Consider the following 23,660-nt stretch of genomic DNA (forward strand, 5'->3'; position numbering starts at 1 on the left):
TCGCCCCCGTGGTGGGCGCGGTCCGCGCGGCCGCGCTCGAGGGAGCATGGCTGGCTCCGACGACGGACGACATCGGCTTGACGGAGGACGGTCGGCCCCCGCTGCCGCCGCGCCCGCCGCCTCCCCGGAGCCCACCGACTCCAACCCCGGCTACGTCACCCCGCTCGTGCGCAAGCTCGCCGGCGAGAACGGCATCGACCTCTCCACCCTCACGGGAACCGGAGTCGGCGGCCGCATCCGCAAGCAGGACGTCCTCGACGCTGTCCAGGCCGCCAAGTCGGCTCCGGCCGCCCCGGTCTCGGCGCCCGCCGCCGCAGCCGCCAAGGCCACGCGCACCCCGCTCGAGACCTCGCCCCTCCGCGGCACCACGCAGCCGATGTCGCGCCTGCGCAAGGTCCTCGCGCAGCGCGCCGTCGAGTCGATGCAGACGAGCGCCCAGCTCACCTCGGTCATCGAGGTCGACGTCACGGCGGTCGCCCGCTTCCGCGACTCGGTCAAGAAGAGCTTCCAGGAGAAGACCGGCGCCAAGCTGTCCTTCCTCCCCTTCTTCGCCCTCGCGGCGGCCGAGGCGCTCAAGGCCTACCCGGTGATCAACTCGACCCTCGACGGCGAGTCGATCGTCTACCCGGACCACGAGAACATCAGCATCGCCGTCGACACCGAGCGCGGCCTGCTGACCCCGGTCCTCAAGAACGCGTCGGAGCTGAACCTCGCGCAGATCGCCTCCACCATCGGAGACCTGGCCGAGCGCACCCGCAACAACAAGCTGAAGCCCGACGAGCTCGCCGGCGGCACCTTCACGCTGACCAACACCGGTTCGCGCGGGGCCCTCTTCGACACTCCCGTCGTGTTCCTGCCGCAGACCGCGATCCTTGGCACCGGCATCGTCACCAAGAAGCCGGCCGTCGTGCAGGTGGACGGTGCTGACGCCATCGCGATCCGCTCGACCGTCTTCCTCGCGCTCTCGTACGACCACCGCACGGTCGACGGAGCCGACGCGGCGCGCTTCCTGGTCGCGATCAAGGAGCGCCTCGAGGAGGGCTCGTTCGAGAACGACCTCGGCATCTGAGACGCCCCCCCCTGAGCGCGCCTCTCACGAGGCCGCTCCGGCGTAGACGTCGCGGATGAGCCAGCCGGCCTCCGTCCTGATGATCAGGACGGAGGCCGCTGTCGTCCCCGGGGCTGTCCGGAGGTGCACGACCGCCGATGCCCCGTTCACGTCGACGAGGACGGCCGACACCTCCCCCGTCGCCGGGACAGCGGAGGCGGGGCCGTCAGCTGCGTCGCCGAGCGGCGAGTCCGCCGTGACGAGCCCGCGGGCGCACTCCCGGTCCCCGCACGCCCGCACCGCGTCGATCAGCACCTCCGCCGCCTGCTCGGCGTCGAGTGAGGCCGCCGCGACCGGAGCCGGCGGTGCCGCGGTCGCCGCCGCCAACGGAGTCGACCGAGCCGGAACGGGCGCGGCTGCGGTCGACGCCCCCGCACCCTGCACCTGCCGACCGGGCCCGCCCGCGAGCGAACCGGCGAGCACCGCTCCCAGCACGATCGCCGTCCCGACGGAGAGCGGTCCCCGACGCCGGACGACGAACGCCCGGAGGCGGTCCTGCCAGCCGTCGAGCGGATGGACCCGCCGGTGCCGGGCAGCCGGAGCAGGCACCGCCTCCCGACCCCGTGCATCCGCACCGGACGTCGGCAGCGCCCGCACCGCCTCGCCTATCCCTTGCGGATCAGCGAGTCCGTAGAGGTTGCCTTCCAGCGCCAGCAGGTCGCGGTGCCGCGCGAGAGCGGCGACCGGCAGCTCCGGGCAGAGCATCCCGAGGCGCTCCAGGACCCGCTGCAGCGCGTCGCGCGCCGCACGCGGGGTGTCGACGGCGGGCGTCGTCAGCAGCAGCAGGGGCCGACCGTCCTCCGTCAAGCCGATGTCGTCCGTCGTCGGAGCCAGCCATGCTCCCTCGAGCGCGGCCGCGCGGACCGCGCCCACCACGGGGGCGAGGAGGGTGACCGCGGCGCCGAGTCCGATCCCCCGCTCGACCCGCAGGAACCTCTCGAGCGTGGCGACGACGGGAGGGGCGGTCGACACAATGCACCTCCTCGGAGACGACTCCACCCGGACGATGCTCTCGCGGTGGCGGTGCTCGGCGAGCCGAGCCACCGGCGACGCCTGCAGCGCCTCGGCCTCCCGCGGCCGCATCGTCCGCTCGGCCGGCGGTGCGGCGTCCGGCGCAGGGGTCCGCCGCCTCCCCGTCCGCACTCCGCCGATCCTCCGACCCTGGACCGTCCCGCTGCTCGTCATGAGGCGAGCCTGACCGCAGGTCGAGGCGGAGGACGCCCGCCGATCCCGATCGGTGGACGGATCGGCGCACGTGCCCTCTGTGGAGGAGCCGGATCCGCGTCCGGGGTCCGCCGCCGCGCTCCCGCTCGGTATCCTTGACGTCATGGCACGCAGCACGGAACCGTCGACGAAGGCGGTCAAGGAACCCGGACGTCTCAAGCAGATGTGGCAGGTGTTCCAGATGACCCGCCGCTACGACAGCAGCGCCGTCTGGATCATCCTCCTCGCGCTCCTGCTCCCGATCCTGCTCGGCGTGCTCCTCGGCATCCTCCTCGGCAACGGCAACGGCTTCGTGATCGCGCTGTGGATCATCGTGGGCGTGATGGCCGGCCTGGTCGCCGGACTCGCCGTGCTCTCGCGTCGCGCCGAGCGCGCCGCCTACGGGCAGATCGCCGGGCAGCCCGGCGCGGTCGGCGCCGTCCTGCGCAGCGGACTTCGCGGCACCTGGACCGGCGGCGAGATGCCCGTCGCCGTCAACGGCAAGACCCAGGACGCCGTCTACCGCGCCGTCGGCCGCGGAGGCGTCGTGCTGATCGCGGAGGGCCCCGCCTCCCGGACCAAGCGCATGCTCGAGGACGAGCGGCGCAAGGTGTCGCGGATCCTGCCGAACGTCCCCGTCACCTTCGTGCACGTCGGCTCCGACGCCGATGCGACTCCGCTGCACAAGGTGCCGAGCCGCCTCTCGAAGACGAAGAAGGTCCTCACCAAGGCCGAGGTCCTCGCGGTGAAGAACCGGCTCTCCTCGCTCAACACGTCGCTGCCCATCCCGAAGGGCGTCGACCCCTTCAAGGTGCGCCCTCAGCGATCGCGCTGACGCACGACGCGACAGGCCGGTCGGGATCTCTCCCGGCCGGCCTGCTCCGTCTGCGGCGCGAGTCAGTAGCGGACGAGAACCGTCCCGGCCACCTTGTCGTGGAAGCCGCGCTGGTCCGAGTCCCAGACGAGGGCCGGCACCAGCACGGCCAGCAGCACAGAGCGCACGATCGGGCGCCACACGCCGACCCAGCCCCCGCCGAGACGGATGACGCGCATCCCGAGCAGGCGGTGCCCGATGCTGCCGCCGATGGTGGGGATGAAGACGACCTGCAGCAGGACGAACAGCAGCAGGCTCGCCCAGCGGTCGTAGTCGAAGAACGCGAGCGACAGCAGGGCGGCGACGGCGAAGTCGACGGCCAGGGCGGCGATGCGGCGGCCGGACCGTCCGACCGAGAGGCGGCCCTCTCGGGGGAGGCCGAGACGCTCCCCCGGGTACGAGCTCGGGGCGGCGTCGGCGAAGGTCCTGCGGTCGGCGGCTGGCATCCTCCGATCCTATCCGCGGCGTCTCGGAGCGGACCGAGGAGCGGGTGGTCCGGCAGACGACGTGGAGCCCGACCCCGGACGGGCCCCGTAACATGTCGGAAACAACAGGGACACGGTGGGGAAACCCCCCGTCACTACCCTGGAACGGCTGCGCTCTGCAGCACCCCGTTACGCCATTGGAGACCTTTGCATGTTTAAAGATTCTTCCGAGGTGCTCTCGTTCATCAAGGACACGGACGTCAAGTTCCTCGACATCCGGTTCACCGATCTCCCCGGTGTCCAGCAGCACTTCAACATCCCCGCCTCGACTGTCGATGAGGAGTTCTTCTCCGTCGGTCAGCTCTTCGACGGGTCCTCGATCCGCGGATTCGCGAACATCCACGAATCGGACATGCAGCTGATCCCTGACGTGACCACCGCCTACGTGGATCCGTTCCGCGTCGAGCGCACGCTGATCCTCGTCTTCGACATCTACAACCCGCGCAACGGCGAGATCTACTCCAAGGACCCGCGTCAGGTCGCGAAGAAGGCCGAGAAGTACCTCGCGTCGACCGGCATCGCCGACACCGCGTTCTTCGCCCCCGAGGCGGAGTTCTACATCTTCGACGACGTCCGCTACGAGATCACGCAGAACTCCGCGTTCCACTCCGTCGACTCGGTCGAGGGCGCCTGGAACTCGGGACGCGTCGAGGAGGGCGGCAACCTCGGCAACAAGACGCCCTACAAGGGCGGCTACTTCCCGGTGAGCCCCGTCGACAAGCAGGCCGACCTCCGCGACGACATCTGCCTCAAGCTGATCGACGCCGGCCTCATCCTCGAGCGCTCGCACCACGAGGTGGGCACCGGCGGCCAGGCCGAGATCAACTACCGCTTCGACACGATGGTCCACGCGGCGGACGACATCCTGAAGTTCAAGTACATCGTCAAGAACACGGCCGAGCAGTGGGGCAAGACCGCCACGTTCATGCCGAAGCCGCTCTTCGGCGACAACGGCTCGGGCATGCACACCCACCAGTCGCTGTGGAACGACGGCACGCCGCTCTTCTACGACGAGAACGGCTACGGCGGTCTCTCGGACCTGGCGCGCTGGTACATCGGCGGCCTGCTCAAGCACGCCCCCGCCGTCCTCGCGTTCACGAACCCGACGGTCAACTCGTACCACCGCCTGATCCCGGGCTTCGAGGCGCCGGTCAACCTGGTCTACTCGGCCGGCAACCGCTCCGCGTCCATCCGCATCCCGATCACGGGCACGAACCCGAAGGCCAAGCGCATCGAGTTCCGTGCGCCCGACGCCTCCGGCAACCCGTACCTCGCGTTCGCCGCGCAGCTGATGGCGGGCCTCGACGGCATCAAGAACCGCATCGAGCCGCACGAGCCGGTCGACAAGGACCTCTACGAGCTGCCCCCCGAGGAGGCGAAGCTCATCCCGCAGGTCCCCGCGACCCTGGGCGAGGCTCTCGACGCCCTCGAGGCCGACCACGACTTCCTCCTCCAGGGCGGCGTGTTCACTCAGGAGCTCATCGACACCTGGATCGAGTACAAGCGCGAGAAGGAGATCAAGCCCCTCGCGCAGCGTCCTCACCCGTTCGAGTTCGAGCTGTACTACGGGGTCTGATCCCGGGAGGTCTTCGGGACCGTACTTGCGGTTTCCGAGGCCAGTGATTTACTGAGCCCCAGGCGGCAGTTGCCGTCTGGGGCTCAGTTTATCTCTGGACGTTTACGGACGGCTACGGGTAGTAAACGGACGGGATTTCGGACGGAGCGCATAACCGCTTCTACGGTGCCGTCGGCGGTCCCGTGCGGCCGGGTCAGATGCGCGTCGCGGTGAGCACGGGGAGGTCGCCGTCCGCAGCGTAAGCCGCCGACTCCCGCTCGGCGAGTCGGCGGTCGCGCCGCTCGGCGAGGCGTGCCCGGATCAGGATGATGAGCGTGATCGGGCCGTTGACGAGGAACTTCAGTGCGTTCCAGATGAACAGCAGCACGAGCAGGTTCAGCCATCCCGGCCCGCCGTCGGCGATCCAGACGGTCAGGAGCCACGCGCCGAGCAGGTACGGCGCGGCGATCAGCATGGCGGGCACGGCCCACTTCAGGCCGCGTCGCGTGCGCAGTGTGTCGAGCAGGATGTTCGTCGGCATGTAGGTCCGCAGGAACAGCCGGACGCGGTTGCTGAGATTCCAGAGCAGTCGGAGCATGATGTCCGCCTCCTGAGAGGGTGCGTAGCTCCGCCGAGGAGGTAGATCATGTGGTGAGCGTCCCGAGGGGACCGTCGCAAGCGACCTAGAAATCGTGGCTACTACCTCGACACCCAGGGTACGCCTGACCTCGGACACGCGGAAGGGGGCTACAGGCGCGGCGCAGCGACACGGGCGGCAGGGGCAATCGGCTCCGGTTCTGCCGCGTGAGCCGCGAGCTGTTGCGCGCGAAGAATCGCGTCGCGTGCTCGCGTCGCGCCTGCGCGCTGCCGGGCGTCGTCGCCGACGGGTCCGAGCGTGCTGGCCTCAGTGATGCCGTAGGCATCGCGGTAGGCAGCGACGGTGCGCGCCTCGCGTCGCCACAGAGCCGCGAGCTGCGGATCTGCGGGCTCTGTGCCGAGTTCCACGACCCATGCCGCGGACGCGCCGACCGCTTCGGCGACGAGTGCGTCCGCGCGCTGCTCGATGAGTGCGGCGCGTTCGCGGAGCGCGGTGCGCATGTCCTCGTCCATTGTGCCGCGGGCCGGGGTGATGAGTCCGGCAATGGGCGTGGCGGGCTGGCGCACGCGCCCGGCACCGTTCGTTCGGGTCAGGGCTCGGATCACGCGTTCGTGGAGCACCGCGGCCACGTCGTCCGCATCGTCGAGCGGGCGTGAGGTGACGAGCGCGCGCAGCAGGCGATCCGCGTCGTACCCGTCCGCTTCGGCGCGACGCAGCTCGGCACCGAGCGCGCCGAACGCGGTCAATCCGATGGCCGCGTCCGCTTCGGCCTCGGTGAGTCGGGTGGCGCGCATGAGGGCTTCCCACCTCGGCTGTTGTGCGGCGGCGGCGATGGTCTCGTACTCGGCAGTGAAGTGCGCGACCGAGCCACAGGTGTCCTGCTCGGCCGCGATCATCTGGCGGGCGGAGAGTTCCGCGCCGACGTGCTGGAGCACCCCGGCGAGCACCTTGCGCGCCGCGACCGACGCGGTGTCCTGGATGGGCGGGTGAATGTGGTCGTCGTCGGGGCGGTTGATCGAGACGTAGGCGATGTTGCTGTACCTGCCGCGGGTCATGGCGACGTAGAAGTTCTCGCGCGTCGCGCCGGGCTCGACAAGGGTATGCCCGGTCTCGACCGTGATGCCTTGCGCGCGGTACGCGGTGACCGCATAGCCGAGTTCGACGTGCTCGGCGACGTACTCCGCTGGGAGCCGCAGGGTAGCGCCCCAGCGCCGTCCGGCGGGCCGCACTCTCAGCGACCCGTCGCCGCCGACAGCGGCGACCGTCCACCGGCTGCCGTTGCGAACCCATCCGCGCCCGGCGCGCAGCGCGCGGTCGTTGCGGCGGGTGATGATCGCATCCCCGATGGATGCCTCGGTGCCGTCGTGCAGCCGTACCTCGGCGCGGGCGTCGACCACCTCGGCGAGTATGAGGTCGGCGCGGGCGCGCTGGTTCAGCGTGGTGACCATAGTGCTCGACTCGGCGATGAGGATGCTCGCCAGCCCGGCTGCCCGGTCGCGCTGCCATGCGGCGTAGGCGGCGTCGGCCATGCGCTCGGCTTCGCCCGCGCGGATGCGGCCGTGCGCTTGGTAGGCGTCGATGGCCTCGACACGACCGTAGCGCAGGTCGAGCGTGGCGTCCTTCTCCCAGGCCGCGGCGATGCGACGCACGTCGGTCAGCTCGGGCACGTCCTCACGGTCGGCGACGAGCATCCCGAACGCTCCCCCGGCATCGACGGACTGGAGCTGGGCGGGGTCGCCCACGAGCAGCACCTTCGCCCCGGCCTCGGCCGCGACGCGCACGAGCCGGTCGAGGGCAAGCGTCCCGGCGAGCGATGCCTCGTCCACGATCACGAGCTGCCCGGCGGCGAATCCCATGCCGTGGTTGCGGTAGGTCTGCCACCACTTCGCGTGTTCTCCGTCGGGATGCCCAGGTCACCGGCCAGCACCTCCGCCGCGACCGCGGACGGTGCCAGGCCGACGACCGAGCCGTGCCCGTGCTCAGCCTCCCACGCGCGGCGCAACGCGCACAGCGCGGTGGTCTTGCCCGCCCCCGCGGGGCCGACGAGCAGGTCGAGCATCCGGCCCGACGACGCAATCGCGGTGAGCGCGACCCCTTGGTCGTCGCCGCGCGCGGCCCCGCTGGGGTTGCAGCGCGTGCGCGATGGTTGCATCCGCCAGGCGCGGCGCAACCTGCTCGCGGGAGCGTGCAAGCAGCCGGTCCTCGGCAGCGAGCACCGCGGCACCGCTGTAGCGGACGGCGTTGCGCGGGCGGAACACGCTCGTCCCGTCCGTGCGCTGGAACGCAACGGGACTGGAGGCCAGCTCGGGCGGGGTGAGCCGGATGGATGCCTGTTGCGCGGCGTCAACGATCATCCCCGTGATCGCCTCACGATCCTCCGTGGCGGCGAACCGCCAGCCCATCGCTTGCCGCGCGGCCTCGGCGTAGAGATTCCAGCGGCTCCACGTCGTGCGCTTCTCCGCGACCGCTGCGACCACCGCCAGGCCGAGCCGAGCGATCTGCTCCAGCGGCACACCCTCCGCGCGCAGCAGCTCGACTGGCTCGACCTGGACGGCTTCCCGCGCCCATGCGCTCGCGTCTCGGCCGAGCAGTCGGCTCGCACGGGTGCGCCACTCCTGGGCGAGGTCGGCCAGCGGGCGGACTTCCTTGTCGGGCCGGGTCGCCAGCGTCGCCTGCTGCCGAAGCCGAATGATCGTCTCCCGCGACGGCGCGTGCCCGTGCGCGGCCTCGTACTCGGCGATCAGGCGATCCTTCTCGATGTCGATGTGCCGCGACCGGGACGAGAACTCCGCAAACAGGCCCTCCGGCACCGTGGCGACCGCCCACACCGGATTGCGGTCGGCTCCCCGCTCGCGCCGCTCCCAGCCCACGCCGAGCGCGCGAGTCAGGTGGTCGGCGAAGACCGCGGTGTGCAGCTCGCTCAGCGGTACGGTCGCCGCGTGCAGCGGCCGGCTATCCAACGACCGCCACTTGCCGTCGGACAGCGTGCGCACCTTGTTGCTCACCACGACATGCGTGTGCAACTGCGGATCGCCCGCCCGCGAGTCGAAATGGTCGAACGCGGTGGCGATCAGCCCCGTCACCTGGACCTGTGCAACCGCGCCGTCGCGGGAGGTTGCGCCCGAGCGCGTGGCCGCGACCTCCCGCTCCATGAATGCAACGACCTCCGCAACGGCGGCGTGGTGCGCCTCGGCAATCCGCGCCTGGGTCGCCGCGTCCGCGACACCCCACAGCACCGACGCCGACTTCGGCAATGAGAACGTGAAGTCAAACCCCGCGACCGCCCGCCGCGACGTGCGCGCCGATTCCTCCGCCTCGATCAGGGCGACTGCCTCGGCACGCTCCGTCGCGCCCGGCGCGGGTTCGAGCCTGGCGAGCCGAGCGGCGATCCGATCCTCGACGCTTGGAAACACCGGGTACGCCTTCCCCAGTGGATCGCCCGTCACCGGGTCAAGGCCCAAGCTGGAGCTGCGCCTCCGACACCTGCGCGCCCTCGTGGATCTCGCCGTGCCCGAGCGCGGCGAGGCCGCTGCCCATCCACCGGCCGGGCGGGGTGCCCTGCTCGGCGTAGTAGCGGGTCAGAGGCGTCGACAGCGCCCGCTCCCCGTCGGCGGACGCCACCGTGCGCAGTAGGTACTTGTAGCCGTCCCCCGCACCCATGACTTGCATCGAAACCGACACCCGGCACCGCCTCTCTCGTCAAAGAGGTGAGCCGCTGAGCCCGCCGTCAGGCGAGGTCAGCCTCGATGTGCCAGACGTGTAAGAGTCTCGAAGTGAGGTCACGGGGATGCCGTAGACGTCGGCCAGATCGTCAGTCGAGACCTGAAAGAGGGTCACTGCGAATCGCGCTTTGAGCGCGGCAGGGTCAACGGTGTCGGACACCGCGGCTAGCGTTGATGGTTAGGGATCGAGCATCAGCAGATGAGCGTCTGCAATGGCGTAGAGGAGGTCATGAGCAGGTCATGAAGGGATACCATCGGCGCCGGCCGTCATCACGGATCAGCGCCGATGCACCGCAGAAGGTGCGCGCCTGATGACTACGCAGATCGAAGTTGAAGCAACCGAGCCGACCGAACTGATCGATCCGCGGGCGCAACTTGCTGAATGGGGGAACTCCAATGACGAGTGGGCACGCCTGCTTGTCGCCGAAGTAATCGCTACTGGACGACCGGTCGGAACCTCCGTGATCGAGAAGGCCTACCTGCTGTTCCGGCAGGAGAAGGCGCTCGACAAGCGGGATCTTCCGGCCGTTCCACTGCTCCTATCAAGGCTCGCCAGGACGAGTCGGCACCGCCCCTGTCGCTGACGCGGCTCTCCGAGGTGCGCGGTGTCAACGCACTGGTGGCAGGCGCAGTGATCGAGCCTCACGAGGGTCTGACGATCCTTTACGGGGAGAACGGCACCGGCAAGACGGGCTACTCGCGCATCTTCAAGGCTCTGGCCAACAGTCGCACGGCCGACACGATTCTGGGCAACATCGATGCCGACACTTCGGAGGCGCAGTCCGCCAAGCTCGAGTTCAAGCTGGGTGAAGACGCCCAGGCTCTGACCTGGACGGGCGAGCTGGGTGTGTCACCGTTCACGCGCGTGTCGATCTTCGATAGCCCTGCTGTGCGTACTCACGTCGATGAAGACCTCGATTACGTCTACACCCCGGCCTCGCTGGCGCTGTTCAATGACGTCACGACTGCAATTCAGGCAGTGACCGCGCAGATTGATGCGGCTATCGCCGAGCTTGGTTCGAGTGGACCGGGACTGCTCTCTAGGTTCCAACGCGGATCGACGATCTATCCACTGATCGAGACCCTCGGCGCGTCAACCGATCTCGCCGATCTCAAGGCCAAGGCTAAGAGCGGGGACGACGTTGACTAACAGCTTGATGCCCTGAACCAAGGCATTGCGGCCCTACGCGCCAACACGATGGGTGCCCAGATCGCTGGTCTCAAGAGCGAGCAACGAGTTCTGTCGGAGGCCGTGACCACGGCCGAGGCCCTGCTCCGCTTCGAGCAGGTCAAGTACAACGAGGCACTGGCAACGCGCGCGCATCTCACGACCGACTACCAGACGTTCCGTCGCGAGCTCTTCGCGACTGCGGATCTGCCCGCTGAACCCGACGACACTTGGAACGACTTCATCGAGGCGGGCGAGACGTATCGCCAGCATCTCGTCGAGATTGAGGCGCACGATGCAGACCGCTGTCTCTACTGCCGCCAGCCTCTGCTCGATCCGGCGCGTGATCTGCTCACCCGCTACTCGGCATACCTTGAGGACAAGATCTCGGCGGACATCCGCGCCACCGACACCACACTCGATGGCTAAAAGCGGCAGGCTGTCGCGCTCCAAGGCAACGAGATGGCGTCGTTCATCCCGCAGTACAAGGACGTCGATCCAAGCGAGCGCCCGACCTACTTCGCTCAGGTTGAAGGGATCGAAGCGGCACGAAACACCTCCGCCACGGCAGCCGCCACAGGCCAGCCGGTCAGCATCCAGATCACCGATCTCGTGGCCAAGCCCCGGGCTGAGGTCGGCACTGCGCTGACCACCGTAGGCAACAGCATCTCGGAGCTGGAAATCCTACGGGGGGCCGAACCGAGGCACTGGCTGAGAAGCAGGCAGAGCTGCTCGAACTCAAGGATGCCGTCGAGTTGGGCAAGTCCTGGTCGCTGATCGAGACGCAGGTCAAGAGCGCTAAGGAGGCCGATCGCCTCAAGACGCTCAAGCGTCCGCTGCCGGGCCTCGGCCGATCCGTGACCGCGCTCGCCAAGACCGCCAGCGACCAGTTGATCAATCAGAGCTTCGATGCGTTATTCCTCGAGGAATGCGAAGCGCTCCGCGCGCCATCGCTCAAAGTCCAGTTCGTCGGGCGAGAGGGTAAGGCGCAGCGCCGAAAGTTACTGAGCGGCAAGCACAAGCCCTCCAAGGTGCTCTCCGAGGGCGAGCAGAAGGTGTTGGCGCTCGCAGACTTCCTCGCCGAGGCACGCCTCGCGGGCATCACAGCGCCAGTCATCTTCGATGATCCGGTGTCAAGCCTCGATCACCGCCGCACCAAGGAAGTTGCCCAGCGCATCGCTCTACTGGCTGACGGCAACCAGGTCATCGTCTTCACTCACGACATCCTGTTCGCCACAACGCTTCTCGCACTGTTCCAGAAGTCCAAGCGGTGCGCCTATTTCCAGATCACTGACGAGAGCGGCAAGGGCAACGTGTCCCGTGCCACCGGACCACGCATCGACTCCTTGAACGCGATCAAGGGACGGATCAACAGCACCATCCAGGCCGCCAAGCAGTTGGACGGCGAAGCCCGGGGTGCGCTGGTCCACACCGGCTACAGCCACCTTCGTTCCTGGTGCGAGGTCTTCACGGAGGACGAGCTGCTCAAGGGCGTGACGCCGCGCTATCAGGCGAACGTTCAGATGACCACGCTCATCAACATCAACGTCGACAAGCTCGGCGAGATCATCCCCAAGGTCAGCGAAGTGTTCGAGCTGGCCTGCGGTACATCGACGGTCATTCACAGGCTCTCATCACTCAAGGCGTCAGCCCGACTCTTGCTGGGCTCGAACAGCACTGGGCCGAGCTCCAGGAGCTGAAGAAGCTGAACGAAGGCAAGTCGACATGATCCTGTTGGATCGCGTGACCGGGCGAACCCAACCCCCTCCACCAGGCTCGGAAACGGTCCCGATCACGCCTTCGAGCCCGAGGGCTTGTTGTCGGCGCGCGCGTCGATGACGACGATGGACTTCTCGCCGCGGAGATCCAGCTCCTTCAGGACGGCATAGCCCTTCGCCACGTCCGCCTCTGTGTAGCAGACGATCATCTTGACCGAGGTGCGCGTGCCGTTCGCCTTCTCGTAGACCTCGACCTGATTCTGGAGGTTCCGCTTCAGTTGGCTGTTGCGGGCGAGCTTGATCTCGATCAGCGACTTGTCGACGGCCCCTTTGCTCAGTTTGAAGTCCACGGGACCGCGCCCATTGTTAACCTCGCGGTTCACGTCGAACTCGCTGCCGAAGAAGATGAGGCCGAAGAAGAGCTGGACCTTCTTCTCCGTAGCGAGCGGGCGCTCCTGGCCGGCCTTGTTGAGGAGCCGGTAACCGTCCTGGTTCTCGACGTACTGCTTGAAGCCGTTGGCGCGGGTCAGCGCCTCGTCGTAGCTGGTGACCGGCGTCAGGTGCAGCGACGTGTTGGCGCGGATGTCTTCGACGACCCGCTGCACCATCTGCACGAAGACCTCGAAGACCTCCTGCCGCCGTCTTGCGCTGAGGCCTACTGCCTGCTCGCCCGTGTCCTCCTTCTGGCGGATGTAGTAGTCGATGACCTTAAGAAACTGGAGGATCGCCGCAGCCGCCAGGTCCGAGTACTCCTTCTTCGTGGGATTGTTGCTCAGCTTCTTGAAGAGGTAGTTGTTGACCTGCGCGCGAAGCTGCTCATCTTCGATGGCGTAGGGGATGCTACTGAACTCGCGTACTAGGTCGGAGCGACTGATCCAGGTGTCGTCCTTGGTGAGTATGTCGGCCGGGGTGAGCAGAACGTAGTCTCCCCGGAGCGCGGGCAGTTCGTACTGGCTCGATTTCCAGGTCTCGGTCTCGTAGATGAAGACCGCGCGGGCGACCGAGAATGTGCCGCGCCGGTCGGCCGACAGATGCGCCAGCGCAAACGCCTGGGTGTACTCCAGCAGATATCCCTTGATGAGGTTCGTGGTTAAGTCGCTGATGTAATCGCGCCCGACGCCCTCTTTGATGAGCGCGAGCTTCTCCAAGTGGGCACCCTTGGTGATCGACTCCGACCCGAACCCTCTCAGGATCGAGCCGAGGGAGCTGTGGAGCGCGCGGGCGAAGTCCTTGCCGAGTCCGCTCCCCGAGTTGCCGAGGACGGTGAACCCGAGCCAGTTCTGCTTCCCCTCCTGGAACATGTACCAGGACTTGATCAGCCCCGGATCGAGATCGGGGGCGGCCCGGTCACGGAGGAATGTGAGGTAGCGGATCATTCCGTCGTGTAGATCGCGGTACTCCTGCTTCTTGCTGTTGAAGAGCAGAAAGGGGTCGACGAAGAGAGGCAAATCGGAGGCGAGGCTCACATCGAACGCGCCGTAGTCCTCCAGCACCTTCGGCGATACCCCGAAGTGCTGAGAGAAATACAGCTCGATGACCATCCGGCCTACGCTCCCACAAGCTGCAGAAGGTCGTCGTAACTGCGGACGACGTCGTACTTGATGCCGGGGGTGCCCGCGACCTCGTTGAGCTTCTTGAAGAGCTTCTTGGCGCAATCGATCTTCGCCTTCTCTGCGGGGCGGAGCTCGAGCGAGGAGAGCGAGCCCTTCGTCTCGGCGACAAGATAGACGTGCTTGACCGCGCCTTGTTTGAATGCGATCGCCCAGTCGGGGTTGTAGTCATCGAGCGGAGTCGGGATCTTGAAGCCGCGCGGGAGCTTCGTATAGACGACGACCTCCTCGCTTACGTCGAGGGCCGCACCGAATGCGCGCTCGACCTCGGAGTCATCGATGACGTACTCGTAGACGTTCCGGTTCGGCGTGTGCACGGCCTTCGCAAGATCTTGCCCTGTCTGCGCCTTCGTGAAGAGGGACAGGTCGTAGCGGTCGTCGAGGATGTCGTACTCGATGTCGGCCACGACCGTGGCGATCTTCTGTTCATTGATCAGGCGAGATGCCTCCGTGATGAACTGCTCCGGGTTCTGGCGGAACATCTCGAAGGTCGACGGCTTGATGCCAGACAGGATCGCGGCGCAGCTTCGCCGTGTGAGGTGCGTCTTCTCAGAGATCTCGCCGAGCAGGTCATACGGGACGGTCGAGTTCGCGCTCAGCGACGACTCCTCGGTCTTCGTCCGTGAGACCTTGAAGCTCTCCCCGGTCGCCAAATGCTCGACCTCGATCGCGTCGCGCTGGATGCCCTGGACGACGACGTACTGCAGGCGCGCGACATGCAGTGAGGTATCCAGGACACGGACACAGTTGTCGATCAGCTGCTGCGAGTCGAAGTTGACCTGGTAGACGGCGCGCCGGTTGATCCGGTCCCATAGGTCGAGGAACTCGCGCTTGGAGAAGTTCGTCTCGTTCCTCGGGATCGTCTTCGTCTTTCGACCGTCGTCGACCTTAAACGCCTGCACGTTGAGTGAGTCGATCAGCTCGGCGACCTGGTAGAAGTACGGCTGGAGCGCCTCGGGTAGGGGCGGGATCTCCGGGAGGCTTGCCCTCCCGATCCACTTCTCCGCGAGCTGGTCGTCGAGGTCGACGAAGTCATGCTTCTGCAGCCACCGCTGGAGCTGCTTCGACTCCTCCTCGGAGATCTTGTGCTCAGTTCCAGCTGCGCCATCGCGGAGCACCGCGCCGACGAAGAATTCCGGCTCCGCCTTTCGCGGCCTCGCACTGAGCAGACCGAGGGTCTCCTTCTGGAATCCTGCGACGAAATCGACGTATGACTCCTCGGTGACGACAGTCAGGACGTTAATCTCATGGACCGTCATGGGATTGTCGGCGCGGTCGCCGTGCCGGTCGACGGCGAGGCGGAGCCCTCGTCCAACTTCCTGCCTACGGGAGTCGCTGGCCGTCGCTTTCTTGAGGAAACCGAGGGTGAATACGTTCGGGTTGTCCCAGCCCTCGCGGAGCGCGGAGTGGCTGAAGATGAACCGTAGTGGGAAGTCCGGATCAAGCAGCTTCTCCTTGTCGCGAAGGATCGCGTCGTACGCTTCCGCATCCTTCGAGACGCCCTGCCGCTCGTCTGACGAATCCGAGCTGTCGCTGTCTATCCAGCGCCCGCTCTTGTCCTTGGAGAAATAGCCGTTGTGGATGTCCCCGACGGTGTCGCGCTCGAGGAACGCGTGGTAGAGGGCGGACGATTCGTCCAGGTCGAGTTCGCCGAGTTTCTCCGCCTTGAGTGCCTCGTACTCTTCCTCGAACACGCGGGCGTAGTCGCCCATTCGGTCCGGTCGCTCGTAGTCGCGGTACTTCGCGACCTCGTCGATGAAAAAGAGGGAGAGCGCCTTGATCCCGAGCCCGAAGAGCTGGCGTTCCTTGTCGAAGTGGGCGCGGATGACTTCCCGGATCTGCAGTCGGCGCTTCTGCTCATCGGTCACGTCGTTGGTGACCTGGCCTGCCTGGAGTACCTGCCCGTCGATCAGGGTCACGGTGTTCGCGATCGCGTCGACGTCGTCGACCACGAGACCGTTGTATGCCTCGATACCGCCGGAAATGTCGTGCAGCCGGTCGCCCTTCTTGAGCTTGACCGTCTTGCGCGTGATGCCGCCACCGCGGGCCTGGACTTCCAGTTCGACGCGCGCCTTCGGGAAGTCGGCGCCTTTACCGAGCTCCATACCATCGACGTAGAGGTACGCGCTGCTGCCGGCGAGACCTTTGACGCTGATGCCGCGCGCGGCGATCTTCTTGACGAGCTTCTTGTTGTAGGCGTCGAGAGCATCGAGACGATGCACCTTGTTGTGCTCGATGGCATGGGTCGCTGAATAGCGAAGCGCGAAGAGTGCGTCGAAACGCCCGAGAGCCTTCAGCGTCTCGCTCGGCCGGTTCGGGTTGCTGCCGAGGCGCTGCGGCTCGTCGATGATGAGGATCGGCCGGTTCGCTGCGATGACGTCGATCGGACGGCGAGACTTGAAGCCGTCGAGGACCTTGAACATCCTGAGGCCCGACGCCTTGCCCTTCTGGTCGGTGTCGTCGGTGGCCTTCTTCGCATCCCGGTTGAAGTTCTGCGCGTTGATGATCATGACCTGGATGCCCGCGTCGGAGGCGAAGGTCTCGACGTCTTCCAGGTGGTCGGAGTCATAGACGAAGGCGCGGGCCCGCGTCCGATACTCGGCGAGGAAGTGGTCAGCGGTGATCTCGAAAGACTTCTTGACGCCTTCGCGGATGGCGACGCTCGGGACGACGACGACGAACTTCGACCAGCCGAACTGCCGGTGCAACTCCATGATCGTCTTGGTGTAGACGTAGGTCTTGCCGGTGCCGGTCTCCATCTCGACGTCGAGGTTGAGACCCGCTGCAGGGCTCGTCATGACGCTAGGTGAGAGGGGCAGCCCCCGCGTGCGACGCTGCACTGCATGGATGTTCTCAAGTACCTCCGCCTGGCTCAGTACGACTTCGGTGTTGCGAAGACCGGGTCCGAGTTCCTTCGGCGACTCGGGCGGCGCGGGCGTGAGTCCGGCGAGCATCGACGCCGCGTTCGGGTCCGGCGCTGGCGTAACGCCGACCTTGCCAGGGTCGATCTTGTACTTCACGCCATCGGCATACGGCTGGCGGTGCACCGCACGGAAGCAGTCGATCACGGCATCGACCGCGGCCGTCTGATACTCCTGGACCTTGAACTGGAGCTTCATCGGCTCACAGCACCTTGAAGTCGGTGTCGCGCGAAAACTCCTGGAAGATCTGCTTCGCGTTGATGCGCGCAGAGTCCGATGCGAACGCGGAGTCCTTGAAGACCGCCTTCAAGGGCTGCCGCTTCGCGACCTCCCGCACGAGTGCATCATCGACTGCGTCATCCAGGCACGCGATGAGTGCATTGACCTCCGGGTCCACGACGAGGGCCTCATGACCGTTGACCTGTTCGACGGTGACCGGCGCTGACAGTTCGAGCCCGTGGCTGATGAGCACCTCAAAGAGGATGTCCTCGCTCGTGCGATCGGCCCTGAAGGTCTCGACGAGCCCCGCGAGCTGAGTCTGGTCGGTCCCGTCCGGAGTCGCTGACACCGGCGCGTAGTTGCTCGTGTCGATCGTGAAGGCTCGGAAACCGACGTCGCCGTTCCAGCTGGAGGGCTTCCGGTCGCTGAGGATCGCCGTGCCAGCATTGGCGATTCGGATCTTGGTCAGCTCGGCGATCGTCAGCGGTTTGCAGACCTTCTCCAGTAGCCGGATCGCGTTCTGGATCGTGGTCTTCGCTGCCCCGGTCGCAGTCTTCAGATTGTCTTCGAGCGACTCCGGGAGCTGCACAAGCACGACCGGACAGTTCAGACCCGTTCGAGCGCAAAGTTCGAAGACGGCCTCGGCGGTCGTGCCGGAACCGGCGAAGAAGTCGAGGACGATCCCGTCGTGACCATTGAGCACGTACTCGAACAGCCGTGACAGCGTCTCATGATCCTTGGGGTTGTTGAAGACCTTCGCGCCCATGAGTGCCCGAAGGTGCTTCACCGACACCTGCGACTGCTTGTAGAAGTACGTTCCTCTGACCTGTGTCGCGAGTTCCGCCTCATCTTCGGTCTCTTCGGCCTTGTCGGCCTCGACATCAACCGTCTCACCCTCGACGGGACGCAGATGTGCCTTTCGGAACGGCGATGCGGTCGGGTCGTCCTCGCGAAATGCGACCAGCCCTAGCTTGATTTGACGCTTCATTTCGTCAGGACTGCTGTAGCGCCAGCCAGCCTCGGGTACTTTCACCGCCTGACCTGTGGCCGGGTTAACGACGTCGTAGATCGGCCCGTTCCCACCCGGCCAAGAGATGTCTCGGTCACGCCACGGGCCGTTCGCATCGACCCGCTTGTAGCGCGCCCACTTCTTCGACGGGTCGGTGCGCGGCAACGCCGTGAACCAGGCCGAGAGATCCTTTTCGATGGCGGAATCGTCCGCACCGTGCATCTGGCGGAGACGGAGGTACTCGTCCCAGATCTCCCGCGCGCCCGGCTTCTCCTCTCGCCACTTCGTCTTCTGCTCGCGCAGGTACGACTGCGACTTTGCGTAGACCATGACGTACTCGTGCCCGGTGGAGAAGAATTTCGCGTCGTTCTTGCGTCCCTTCTCCCATACGAGCTGTGCGATGAAGTTCTGCTCGCCGAAGACCTCGTCCATGAGCCGGCGCAACGACGCCTGCTCGGCGTCGTCGATGCTGACGAGGATGACGCCGTCCTGCGCAAGGAACCGCTTTGCGAGCCGGAGGCGCGGGTAGACCATGCTGAGCCAGTCGGAGTGGAAGCGACCGTTCGCGCTCGTGTTCGCGACGAGCTTTTCGCCCGTGTCGTTCACCTGCCCGGACTTCCAGAGGTACTCCTGCTTCGAGGACGCGAAGTCATCGTGGTAAACGAGGTCGTTCCCGGTGTTGTAGGGCGGGTCGATGTAGATCAGCCGGACCTTGCCGAGATACGACTCCTGGAGGAGCTTCAGCGCCTCGAGGTTGTCCCCTTCGATGAAGAGGTTCCTCGTGGTGTCGAAGTCGACCGAGTCCGAACGATTCGGCCGGAGCGTCTTCGCCGTTGGGGTGTTCGAGAGGAACTCCGCCTCGAGCTTGCCCGGCCAGTCGATCTGATAGACCTCCTTGCCCTCCACGACGCAGTCGTCCAGCTCCTGGCGGAGCGCCTCGAAGTCGACGCGGTGGATCAGTTCACCGTCCTCGTCGCGCGCCTCCTTCACGACGTTCGGGAAGAGGGCCTCAATCGCCTCGACATTCTTCCTTGTGACGTCGACCGACTGTAGTTCCAGCTTCTCCGGCATTTCCATCTGGTTCCTCTTGGTGCGCTCATACCAGTGCCGCGAGTGCGGCCTGGCGGTCCTTCAGTGCTCGCCGCAGCTCTACCTTGCGGTTGAGCTGCGGCTCGGTGCGGAGCTTGCGCTCCAGTGCAGCGATCTCGCGTTCGAGCTTCTTCGCCCGCTCCATTCTCTCGGTGGCAGCCGACACGGACTCGCCGCGGCGTGACGCGACGGGGAGCAGCGGGGCCAGCAGCGCCTCGTAGAGGGCAGACAGGTCGATGGCGGTCGGCAGCGGAGTGCGGGCGGTATCGAGCGGAAGCCACGCGGCCGTGAAGTACGCACCGACTTTCGGAGTCGTGCCACCGAGGGTCTTGTGGGCCGCGACCATGCGCACCTCATCACCCCTCGACACCTCGAAGAGGATCGGGAAGTGGACCGCCTTGTCGATGGCGGTCAACACGTCGTCGCCGACATCGCCGCCCTTCGTCTCGACGGTGAAGACCTGGATCTCCGGCACCGCCGCGGTTCCTTTCAGCCGGATCGTCGATTCGGCGAGCTTGTAGGCCCAAGTGATGCGCTGAATGTCGCCGACGAACTTCTCGCGCAGCACGGTGCGCACGCTGCCGTGTTCGTAGAACTTCGTCTTCGGCACCACCCGGCCGAACTTCGCGGCCGGGGGCCAGCGGTAGAGGGCTGGGGCCTGGGGCGCATCAGTCACCGGCAGGCTCCTCGACGATGGCGAGGAACGCGATCAGCTCGAAGTCGTCAAGCCCGGCGATGGTCTGCACGAGCGCGGTGGTGTGGCCGGGGCTGAAGAGGCTGTCGACATCGCGTTCCTCCGTCACGTCGATCATGGAGCGGATCGCCTCGGTGAGCAGACCGCTGTACTTGCCCATCTCCGCGCCGTCGCGGGTGGCTGCGTTGAAGACCCGGCACACCTCCCAGGCGGGCTCGTCGCGGTTGCGGCACCCGGCGCGGATCAGGTCGAGCAGGTACTTCACCTCAGTGTGGTCGGCGATGAGGTTGCCCTCGTCGTCTAGGTAGACGAGGTAATGCGGGTGCAGGCGGTTGCCCCGGTGGAGCATCTCGTCGGCGTTGATGTTCCGCAGCGCGAACAGTGCACCCGGCTTGAGCCCCTTCTCGCGATTGGCCGGCACGACGGCGTGCAGGCCCTTGGGCGTGCCTGCCAGGTCGCCATACTCCTTGATGTACCCGAGCAGGTCCATGCGGAAATCGTTGAGCCCAAGGTCGGTGATGGAGATGCCGGTACGCACGTCCTCCAGCTCGATGACCTCGTCCTGGAGCTTGCGGAGCTGCTCCTTGCGGAATGCGGCATCGCTCGACTCCTGCGTAAGCACGTTGTCATCGGCGGTCGCGGCGAGATCGGCGATGACCATGCGGTTCTCGACGCGCTCTTTGAGGTTGATGTACTCATCGAGGGAGATGTCGGGCCAGAAGTTCACGAGCTGGATGCGCTCGTTCGTCGATCCGATCCGGTCGATGCGGCCGAAGCGCTGAATGATCCTGACCGGGTTCCAGTGGATGTCGTAGTTGACGAGGTAGTCGCAGTCCTGGAGGTTCTGGCCCTCCGAAATACAGTCCGTGCCGATGAGCACGTCGACTTCGTTCGACTCCTTGGGCATCACGAGATGGCGCTGCTTCGAGCGCGGGGAGAACAGGGTGAGGGTCTGCTGGAAGCCGTAGCCTTTGCCGAGCGACGTGCTCGGGTTGCCCTGGCCGGTGACCAGCGCCGACTCGTAGCCGCGACGTTTCAGCGCAGGACTGAGCTCCCGGTAGAGGTAGGAGGCGGTGTCAGCGAAGGCCGAGAAGATCAGCACCTTGCGGTTGCCAGGGTTGATCGGCTCGGCGAACTTCGCCTCGATCAGCTCCTTGAGGATGCGCAGCTTCAGGTCATGCTCGGGGGTGATCGCTTCGACTGAGGCGAGGAGTCGTGAGATGACGAGCCCGTCGTGGGAGAGATCCCGGTTCCACGACTCGACATCCATATCGCCAAGGTCGATCTGCACCTTCTTGCCGACGGTGCCGCTCGTGGGGAACTCGAAATCGTCGTCGTCGGCATCCAGGTCGGCCAGGCTCGACGCGACGTCCGTGACCGCGCTGGCGTGGTTGTCGATCGCCTCAAGCGCCTCCGCGACGGTCATCTCCAGACGGTTGAGCGTGAGGCGGAACGCCTGCACGCTGCTCTCCAACCGCTTCAGGAGGTTGACGGTCATCAGCTTCTGGATGCCTTTTTCGCGGTTCGCCGCACCGAGGTTCGCGACCGACCCACCCGCGATGTTGCGGCCACCGCCGACGTTGCCATAGAGCCGCTCGTACTTCTCCATCCGGCTTGGGAAGACGTAGGCGAGCGGCGCGTAGACCGCGAGCGTGAGCGACTGGAGCTGGTCGAAGATCTCATTGAACGTCGGAGCGTCCGGCAGATCGGTCAGCGGCGCGTGGACCGACTTCGGCGGCTGTCGCTCCGGGAACGCACCGATGTCGGAGGTGTCGTAGAACGCCTGGATGTGCTTGCGCGAGCGCGCGATCGTCACCGAGTCGAGCAGTTCGAAGAAGTCGAAGTCCAGGCGGGACAGGATCGCCTCCGATGTGCGATCCTCGGGCGGCAAGTCCGACCACTCGTTGAAGGCGCGCTGCGCCTGACGGAAGACCTCCTCCACCGTCGTGGAGATATTGAGCTTCGCGGCAAGCTGTGCGGAGTCTCCCTCGTAGGCCAGCGCGAGCTGGTTACGCAGGTCGTTGAAGCGATTGTTCACGGGTGTCGCCGACAGCATCAGCACCTTCGTCTTCACGCCCTCGCGGATCACCTTGCGCATGAGGCGCTGGTACCGAGTCTCGTTCTCGGTCGTGAAGTCCGCGTTGCGGAAGTTGTGGGACTCGTCGATGACCACGAGGTCGTAGTTGCCCCAGTTCACCCGGTCGAGCGGGATGCCCAGTGATTCCCCCGACTCGCGCGAAAGGTCAGTGTGGGCCAGCACGTCGTAATTGAAGCGATCCTTCGAGAAGACGTTCGTCGTCAGGTTCGCGTTGTAGTTCGTCCAGTTCTCGGCGAGCTTCTTCGGCGCGAGCACGAGCACGGACTTGTTGCGCAGCTCGTAGTACTTGATGACGGCGAGCGCGGTGAACGTCTTCCCAAGACCGACCGAGTCGGCGAGGATGCAGCCGTTGTAGGTCTCCAGCTTGTTGATGACGCCCGTCGCCGCGTCCTTCTGGAAGTTGTAGAGCGCGTTCCAGATCTCGGTGTCCTGGTAGCCGGTCAGGTCGTTCGGCAGCACGTCCTCGTTGATGTCGTCGAGGAACTCGGAGAAGAGGTTGTAGAGAATCAGGAAGTACACCCGCTGCGGCGAGTTCTCCGCGTAGACGCTCGCGATGTGGTCATGGACCGTCTGCGTCACGTCATCGAGCTGCTCCGAGTTGTGCCAGATCTGGTCGAAGAGCTGCACGAACTGGCGAGTCTCGCTCGTGCCCTCGAACTTGGTGACGTAGTTCGACGTCGCCGGCCCGCGCTCGTAGCCGAGATCGGCGGTCGTGAAGCCCTGGATTGGGAAGTAACCCACCGCATCATCCACAGCAGCGAGCGGCTGCATCGGGGCACCCGTTCGGTTCGAGCGGAAGGTGACCTTTTGGCGCACCCACTCGGCGCACTCGCGCGCGATGGCGCGCTGCGTGAGCTTGTTCCGTAGGCGGATCTCGAACTCGGAGCCATACAGTGTCGACTCCGAGCCGCGACCATGCCGCACCTCGAACTGACGACGCTCCGGCGAGGGCTTGTCCGTCGCCTTCACGGTGTTGAACGACGGAGCGGTGAAGATGAATTCCAGCTCCTTGATCTGCGACAGCTCACGCTTGAGCGCTTCGAACGCGAAGATCGAGAACGTCGAGGCGGCGATGCGCAGCTTGGAGCCTGGCCTGATCTCTGCCTTCATGTCGTCACCCAGCAGCTCGTTGACATTGTCGATGATGCGCACTCAGTCCCGCCCTTGTGTCGAGCCCGGGGTGTCAGAGTCCGACGCACCCTTGCGCCGCACCCACTCATCGACCTCGGAGACCTGGAACTTCCAGAGCCGCCCGATCTTGTGGGCGGGCATCCCCTTGTCGGCGATCCAGGCGTACACGGTGTCCTTCGTGATGCCGAGATGGTTCGCGATGTCGTCGGCAGACAGCCAAGGTTCCGCCATCGGCTCCTCCCTCCGCTCGTGCCTCGCCCCCCTCACCTTACCGATGACGGAGGCCGCTTAAGCCGGGTTTGACCGAGTATCCCCGGTGAAGCTTGCCCAGAGCGGTGTCCGACGCCCAAATCACCCCGAATGAGCCGGAGGCGCGACGTGTGCCGTGAGCCATGTCGTCACCGCGCTCTGCCATCGGTCGGGGTCGGAGTTCCACGAGAGCGTGTGTCCTGCTTCGA

Annotated in this window: 19 protein-coding genes and 1 pseudogene; 8 read left to right on the top strand and 12 right to left on the bottom strand. The window is 66.0% G+C overall.

All coding sequences use genetic code 11. The annotated features are described in order from the left end of the window. A partial coding sequence (sucB, locus tag C5C59_RS05670) for a 2-oxoglutarate dehydrogenase, E2 component, dihydrolipoamide succinyltransferase (RefSeq protein ID WP_104251247.1) occupies positions 1–1,069 on the top strand: 1,069 nt, incomplete at its 5' end. A gap of 24 nt (positions 1,070–1,093) precedes the next feature. Here sucB and C5C59_RS05675 read toward each other — a convergent pair. Then, positions 1,094–2,080, bottom strand: a complete 987-nt coding sequence (locus C5C59_RS05675) for a hypothetical protein (RefSeq protein WP_104238851.1) — start codon at positions 2,078–2,080, stop codon at positions 1,094–1,096. A gap of 355 nt (positions 2,081–2,435) precedes the next feature. Between C5C59_RS05675 and C5C59_RS05685 the strand changes: the two genes are divergently transcribed. Continuing rightward, positions 2,436–3,146 (top strand): DUF4191 domain-containing protein, encoded by a 711-nt coding sequence (locus tag C5C59_RS05685; RefSeq protein ID WP_104223728.1) that lies wholly within the window; start codon positions 2,436–2,438, stop codon positions 3,144–3,146. A gap of 62 nt (positions 3,147–3,208) precedes the next feature. Here the strand turns inward: C5C59_RS05685 and C5C59_RS05690 are convergent, their stop codons facing one another. Beyond that, positions 3,209–3,631, bottom strand: coding sequence for an RDD family protein (locus C5C59_RS05690; protein ID WP_104223667.1), 423 nt, complete (start codon positions 3,629–3,631; stop codon positions 3,209–3,211). 190 nt (positions 3,632–3,821) lie between these two features. On the opposite strand from C5C59_RS05690, the gene glnA reads away from it, so the two are divergent. Further along, the gene (gene glnA, locus C5C59_RS05695) at positions 3,822–5,246 is read left to right on the top strand and encodes a type I glutamate--ammonia ligase (RefSeq protein WP_104223668.1); all 1,425 of its coding nucleotides are present in this window, start codon (positions 3,822–3,824) and stop codon (positions 5,244–5,246) included. Between the two features lie 193 nt (positions 5,247–5,439). Here the strand turns inward: glnA and C5C59_RS05700 are convergent, their stop codons facing one another. The 4 genes and pseudogenes from C5C59_RS05700 to C5C59_RS17745 all read right to left on the bottom strand — a co-directional run bounded on the left by C5C59_RS05700 (position 5,440) and on the right by C5C59_RS17745 (position 9,483). Beyond that, positions 5,440–5,823: a sulfate permease gene (locus C5C59_RS05700; protein ID WP_104238853.1), complete on the bottom strand. Its 384-nt coding sequence runs from the start codon at positions 5,821–5,823 to the stop codon at positions 5,440–5,442. 149 nt (positions 5,824–5,972) lie between these two features. After that, positions 5,973–7,882, bottom strand: a pseudogene (locus C5C59_RS17735) (ATP-dependent RecD-like DNA helicase). After that, positions 7,803–9,236, bottom strand: a complete 1,434-nt coding sequence (mobF, locus tag C5C59_RS17740; RefSeq protein ID WP_374953886.1) for a MobF family relaxase — start codon at positions 9,234–9,236, stop codon at positions 7,803–7,805. Before mobF ends, C5C59_RS17735 begins: the two are co-directional and overlap by 80 nt. A gap of 37 nt (positions 9,237–9,273) precedes the next feature. Continuing rightward, positions 9,274–9,483 (bottom strand): relaxase domain-containing protein, encoded by a 210-nt coding sequence (locus C5C59_RS17745; RefSeq protein ID WP_374953887.1) that lies wholly within the window; start codon positions 9,481–9,483, stop codon positions 9,274–9,276. A gap of 373 nt (positions 9,484–9,856) precedes the next feature. Here C5C59_RS17745 and C5C59_RS17455 point away from each other — a divergent pair, with 373 nt between their 5' ends. The 5 genes from C5C59_RS17455 to C5C59_RS17475 are packed head-to-tail and all read left to right on the top strand — an operon-like array spanning position 9,857 to position 12,413. Further along, positions 9,857–10,129 (top strand): hypothetical protein, encoded by a 273-nt coding sequence (locus tag C5C59_RS17455; protein ID WP_219812465.1) that lies wholly within the window; start codon positions 9,857–9,859, stop codon positions 10,127–10,129. Positions 10,130–10,143: 14 nt separating this feature from the next. Then, the gene (locus C5C59_RS17460; RefSeq protein WP_219812466.1) at positions 10,144–10,695 is read left to right on the top strand and encodes a hypothetical protein; all 552 of its coding nucleotides are present in this window, start codon (positions 10,144–10,146) and stop codon (positions 10,693–10,695) included. 48 nt (positions 10,696–10,743) lie between these two features. After that, positions 10,744–11,142, top strand: a complete 399-nt coding sequence (locus C5C59_RS17465; RefSeq protein WP_219812467.1) for a hypothetical protein — start codon at positions 10,744–10,746, stop codon at positions 11,140–11,142. A gap of 33 nt (positions 11,143–11,175) precedes the next feature. Further along, positions 11,176–11,490 (top strand): hypothetical protein, encoded by a 315-nt coding sequence (locus C5C59_RS17470; protein ID WP_219812468.1) that lies wholly within the window; start codon positions 11,176–11,178, stop codon positions 11,488–11,490. After that, positions 11,469–12,413 carry an AAA family ATPase gene (locus tag C5C59_RS17475; RefSeq protein ID WP_219812469.1) on the top strand — a complete coding sequence of 315 codons (945 nt, stop codon included), beginning with the start codon at positions 11,469–11,471 and terminating at the stop codon, positions 12,411–12,413. Before C5C59_RS17470 ends, C5C59_RS17475 begins: the two co-directional genes overlap by 22 nt. Before the next feature lie 92 nt (positions 12,414–12,505). On the opposite strand, the gene C5C59_RS05715 is transcribed toward C5C59_RS17475, so the two are convergent. From C5C59_RS05715 to C5C59_RS05740, 6 genes are read right to left on the bottom strand one after another with little or no spacing between them, the layout of a single operon-like run. Further along, complete coding sequence (locus C5C59_RS05715) at positions 12,506–13,972, bottom strand: hypothetical protein (protein ID WP_219812470.1); 1,467 nt, start codon at positions 13,970–13,972, stop codon at positions 12,506–12,508. Positions 13,973–13,977: 5 nt separating this feature from the next. After that, positions 13,978–17,160: a DEAD/DEAH box helicase family protein gene (locus C5C59_RS05720; protein ID WP_104238854.1), complete on the bottom strand. Its 3,183-nt coding sequence runs from the start codon at positions 17,158–17,160 to the stop codon at positions 13,978–13,980. Positions 17,161–17,164: 4 nt separating this feature from the next. Further along, complete coding sequence (locus C5C59_RS05725) at positions 17,165–19,261, bottom strand: site-specific DNA-methyltransferase (protein WP_104238864.1); 2,097 nt, start codon at positions 19,259–19,261, stop codon at positions 17,165–17,167. Positions 19,262–19,286: 25 nt separating this feature from the next. After that, on the bottom strand, positions 19,287–19,955 hold the full coding sequence (locus C5C59_RS05730) for a DUF4391 domain-containing protein (RefSeq protein ID WP_104238855.1): 669 nt from the start codon (positions 19,953–19,955) through the stop codon (positions 19,287–19,289). Then, the gene (locus C5C59_RS05735) at positions 19,948–23,223 is read right to left on the bottom strand and encodes a helicase-related protein (RefSeq protein ID WP_104238856.1); all 3,276 of its coding nucleotides are present in this window, start codon (positions 23,221–23,223) and stop codon (positions 19,948–19,950) included. The genes C5C59_RS05730 and C5C59_RS05735 overlap by 8 nt, the downstream gene beginning before the upstream one ends. Next, positions 23,224–23,433 carry a helix-turn-helix domain-containing protein gene (locus C5C59_RS05740; protein WP_104238857.1) on the bottom strand — a complete coding sequence of 70 codons (210 nt, stop codon included), beginning with the start codon at positions 23,431–23,433 and terminating at the stop codon, positions 23,224–23,226. It abuts the gene before it with no gap. Positions 23,434–23,660: the final 227 nt, after the last annotated feature.

The organism is Rathayibacter sp. AY1F4 (genome assembly GCF_002931775.1).
In the GTDB taxonomy this organism is placed as follows: Bacteria; Actinomycetota; Actinomycetes; order Actinomycetales; family Microbacteriaceae; genus Rathayibacter.